The organism is Planktotalea sp. (assembly GCF_039984035.1).
Classification (GTDB): Bacteria; Pseudomonadota; Alphaproteobacteria; order Rhodobacterales; family Rhodobacteraceae; genus Planktotalea.
In genome coordinates this window covers 1-3,963 of the sequence record NZ_JBDWVM010000447.1, presented here as the reverse complement: position 1 = coordinate 3,963, position 3,963 = coordinate 1, and the positions used below count along the sequence as shown (strand labels likewise).

The 3,963-nt window shown below is 57.3% G+C and carries 3 protein-coding genes and 1 pseudogene; 1 reads left to right on the top strand and 3 read right to left on the bottom strand.

What is annotated here, in order from left to right; genetic code table 11:
• The 3 genes from ABJQ89_RS19825 to ABJQ89_RS19815 form a co-directional block, all read right to left on the bottom strand.
• Positions 1-1,910: BatA domain-containing protein (locus ABJQ89_RS19825; protein WP_348497882.1), on the bottom strand; the 1,910-nt coding region annotated here is incomplete at its 3' end.
• Positions 1,907-2,779 carry a DUF58 domain-containing protein gene (locus ABJQ89_RS19820; protein WP_348497881.1) on the bottom strand — a complete coding sequence of 291 codons (873 nt, stop codon included), beginning with the start codon at positions 2,777-2,779 and terminating at the stop codon, positions 1,907-1,909. The genes ABJQ89_RS19820 and ABJQ89_RS19825, both read right to left, overlap by 4 nt.
• Positions 2,776-3,783: a MoxR family ATPase gene (locus ABJQ89_RS19815; protein ID WP_348497880.1), complete on the bottom strand. Its 1,008-nt coding sequence runs from the start codon at positions 3,781-3,783 to the stop codon at positions 2,776-2,778. The genes ABJQ89_RS19820 and ABJQ89_RS19815 overlap by 4 nt, the downstream gene beginning before the upstream one ends.
• Positions 3,784-3,851: 68 nt before the next feature.
• Between ABJQ89_RS19815 and ABJQ89_RS19810 the strand changes: the two are divergent.
• Positions 3,852-3,963 (top strand): annotated as a pseudogene (locus ABJQ89_RS19810) (DUF1285 domain-containing protein); the annotation flags it as partial.

Genomic DNA, 3,963 nt, shown 5'->3' with positions numbered 1-3,963 from the left:
CGACCTGACATGGCAAGCGAGGCAAGAATATCGAGCGTCAGAAGCACAAGGGCAAGACCAAGCAAGATGCCAGCGAGGGGCGTTTCCGGTTGCGGTTGGATCAGATGAATGTCGGTGCCACTGGGCCATGTTGCGGTTTCTAATTGCGTATCGGCGCTGATTACATTTCGGGCGATGCTACGCGATTTTCCCTCGTACAAACCGGGTTGAAGCGTCGCGCTCAACGGATCGCTCAACAGCAAATCGCCAGAGACACCGTTCAATGCACCCGCATCAGAGATACGGCCAAAACCGTCCAGAACGCGGAGCGGTTGCCAAGTGGTGCCAGCGAGATCATCCGCCGAAGGCGCGCCAGCAAGCGATGAAATGGCAAGGCGGTCGAGCATAGAAACAAAAAGACCAGAAAGCGGCAAGCTGGACCATTCGGCATTGGCCGTGACGTGGAACAACACGACTTGCCCCTCGCCAAAGGGTTTGCGGGTGACCAGTGGGGTGCCATCGCTCAAGCTGGCGATAACACGCGCGGCAAGCGTCGGGTCAGGTTGTGCCATGACTTGCGAGCGAATGCTCACATCATCCGCGAGGGAGAGCCCGAAAAAGGGGCTGTCTTCGGTAAAGGGAGCAAGCTCTTTAGGCGTTCCCCAACTCATCGCGCCGCCAACTGTACGCCCGCCCGCACGCAAACGAACAGGCATCAACGCGTCTTCGATAGAGCGGCTCACATCGCTCGCGGCAAGGCGGGGGCCAGCAAATCGAACGAGCAAACCACCCGCTTCGACGCATTCCTGCAGGGCTACATCTTCGGCAGGGGCAAGCGCTGCGACATCGGCCAGAATCACCACGTCAGGGGCGGCGGGCAATGTGTCGGTCAGGCTGCCCTCAAGCAGTTCTGCATTGGGTTGCAAGGCTTGGCGCAGGTAGTGCAGCGGCGAGAGTAATTCCAGCCCTTCGCGGTCTTCGCGCCCTGCGATCAACGCGACCTCGCGTCGACGAAGGGTATCGTCAGACAGCGTTTGCGCCCCCGCGGATCGAATGCCAGAAATGGCAAAATGAGTGATCCGCGCGCGCAATTCGGCTGGAAGGGAAAGTTCTGCGATAGTGCTCGTAGCACCCGTGTCGAAGTTGATGTCGATGTTCGCCAAAATGCGTGCGGCGCCAGAAGGATCCTTGCCATGCACCTCGATGTTTTCGGTGCGCGCAGGGCCGGCGATAGCGCGGCGGGCTTCCAAAATGGTGACACCACCCTCGAATCGCGATGGGGCGAGGGCGATGGTTTCATTGTCGCTACGCAGAACCCGCATCGTGCCGCGACGTTCAAAAATCGCGGCAATGTCAGAACGATTTTCTTGAGCGAGCTCATCAGAAACCCAAATCGTATCGAAGCTCGTGTCTGGCAAAAACGCTTCGATTTCTTCGGCTGTTTGACTTGGTTGCCAAGCTGAAGGCTGTAATCCCGCTAACGTGCTTTGAATATTGGTCGCGGATTGGAACGTGATTGGCTCAGGTCGGCTGAGATTCAGCAAGGCTGCAGTGCGATTGGCGCGGGCAGCATCCCCAAGGGTGCGTTCGAGCATATCGATGCGCGCGGGCCAATCTGGCGCGCTGGCCCAGCTGGCATCCATGACGACCAAAAGCGGGCCAGTGCCAACGTCTTGATCTCGCGGGTTCAGAACCGGACCAGCAAAACCGATGATCAAAGCCGCCACTGCCAACATGCGCAACAGCAAGAGCCACCAAGGCGTGCGGTCACTGACCTGTTCTTCGTCTTTGAGGCCAAGCAGCAGAGTAACCCCAGGAAAAATCCTCTTGATCGGGGCAGGTGGCACGGCACGCAAAATGATCCAAAGGATTGGCAAAACGAGCAAGCCGAGTAGCAGCCAGGGAGCAGTAAAGCCGAGCGCGCCAATCATGAGGAATGTTCCAATGCGCGATGGAGCCAAAGCAGTGCGGATTGCGCAGATTGATCCGTGTGATGTGTCGAAAATTGCCAGCCCGCGACAGAGCAAAGATGTTGCAAGGCGTCTTTGCGTGCCGCGAGTTTTTCGAGGTATTTGTCCTTGAGATCGTTCGCCTTGAGTGTCTCAAATCGAACAGACTTTCCCGCGCTTTCAAAGATCGTGCGTCCGTGGAACGGGAAATTTTCTTCGACGGGATCGAGCACCTGTAATAAAACTCCACGCACGCCCCTGTCAGCAGCTTTGCTCAGAGCGGTTTCAACACCAGTAATATCGCCCATGAAATCAGAGACAAATAGAGCGCGCGCATGGGGCAGCATCGCGCGCGCTTCGGGTTCGCCATAATCAACTTCGTTGAGTTTGCTGAAATGTTCAGACAGACGCAGAACCTGAGCGCGCCCGCGGCGCGGTGGCAGGTCCGTTCCCGTGACGCCGACCCGTTCGCCGCCCTTGATCAACAGGATTGCGCTGGCAAGGGCAATCAGCCCAGCCCGTTCCGATTTTTCGGGTAAGGCAGAATTGCTGGTGAAGCGCATAGAGGCTGAATTATCGACCCAAAGCATGACGCTTTGCGCGATTTGCCATTCGCGTTCACGTACAAATTGCGTATCTGAGCGCGCCGAGCGCCGCCAGTCGATCATGCGGCGGCTGTCGCCCGCTTGCACAGGGCGGTATTGCCAGAAATCATCGCCCATGCCCGCGCGCCTGCGACCATGCTCGCCTAGCAAAACAGTACCAGCCAACTGTTCTGCCCGCGCGAGAAGCGGTGGCAGTTTGGCGGCCTCTTGTTCTGCATTTAGGCGAAGGTCGCGGGGACTGTTCACGCGGCGGCCTCTGCTCCGGTCAGATGGGACGCAGTGTCTTTGATAAGGTTCGCAAGACTATCGCCGCGCGCACGGGCTGCGAAATTCAATGCCATACGATGGCTAAGCACAGGCTCCGCCATATCGAGTACGTCCTGAGGCGTTGGCGCCAACCGGCCATCTAAAAGTGCCTTGGCGCGAACCGTTAGCATGAGCGCTTGCGCAGCACGCGGGCCAGGCCCCCATGCAACTGTGTCTTTCACTCGTGCGCTGGCATCTGGTTCTTCAGGGCGGAAGGCACGCACAAGATCGAGGATCATTTCGACGACGCTTTCTCCAACAGGCATACGGCGCAACAAGTTTTGCGCTGCGAGCAATTCCTCGGTTGAGAAGACAATGTGCGCGTCGGTTTCTGTTGCGCCAGTTGTGGCAATCAGAATGTCACGTTCTGTATCTCGCGTTGGGTAAGGCACGTTGATTTGCACCAAGAAGCGGTCAAGCTGCGCCTCTGGCAGAGGGTAGGTGCCTTCTTGCTCAATCGGGTTTTGCGTTGCAAGAACGTGGAAGGGAGCTTCGAGCGCGCGTTCCTCTCCCGCGATCGTGACGCGTTTTTCCTGCATCGCTTGTAGCAATGCCGATTGTGTACGCGGCGAGGCGCGGTTGATTTCGTCGGCCATCAAGAGCTGGCAGAAGATCGGGCCTTCTATAAATTTGAACGCGCGGCTACCATCAGACGCGGTTTCAAGAACTTCAGAGCCAAGAATATCCGCAGGCATCAAATCAGGGGTGAACTGGACGCGATTGCCGTTGAGACCCATAACGGTGGACAGGGTTTCCACCAGACGGGTTTTCCCAAGCCCCGGAAGACCAATCAACAAGGCATGACCCCCGCAAAGAAGCGCGGAGAGCGTGAGGTCAACGACGCGTTCTTGTCCGATGAAGCGTTGGGTAATCGAGGCCTTGGCCTCTGCCAGACGTTCGCCCAGTGTTTCGATATCGGCGACTAGGTCTTCTGCACTGGACATAACAACTCTCCCTTGAACTCTTGCTCTGATGCTATGAGACTAAGGCCCAGAGGACAAATAGCAAAACCATGATCAAACAAAATATTGTGACACCTGATGCTGCAGGCATCGCGGCATCTGCCAAAGCGGCAGCCAAGGGCAAGGGATTGCCCCCCGTACACCTATGGAATCCCCCATTTT

Coding starts and splice junctions, on each gene's coding strand:
- ABJQ89_RS19815 (WP_348497880.1), bottom strand. CDS start 3,783: ATGTCCAGTGCAGAAGACCTAGTCGCCGATATCGAAACACTGGGCGAA.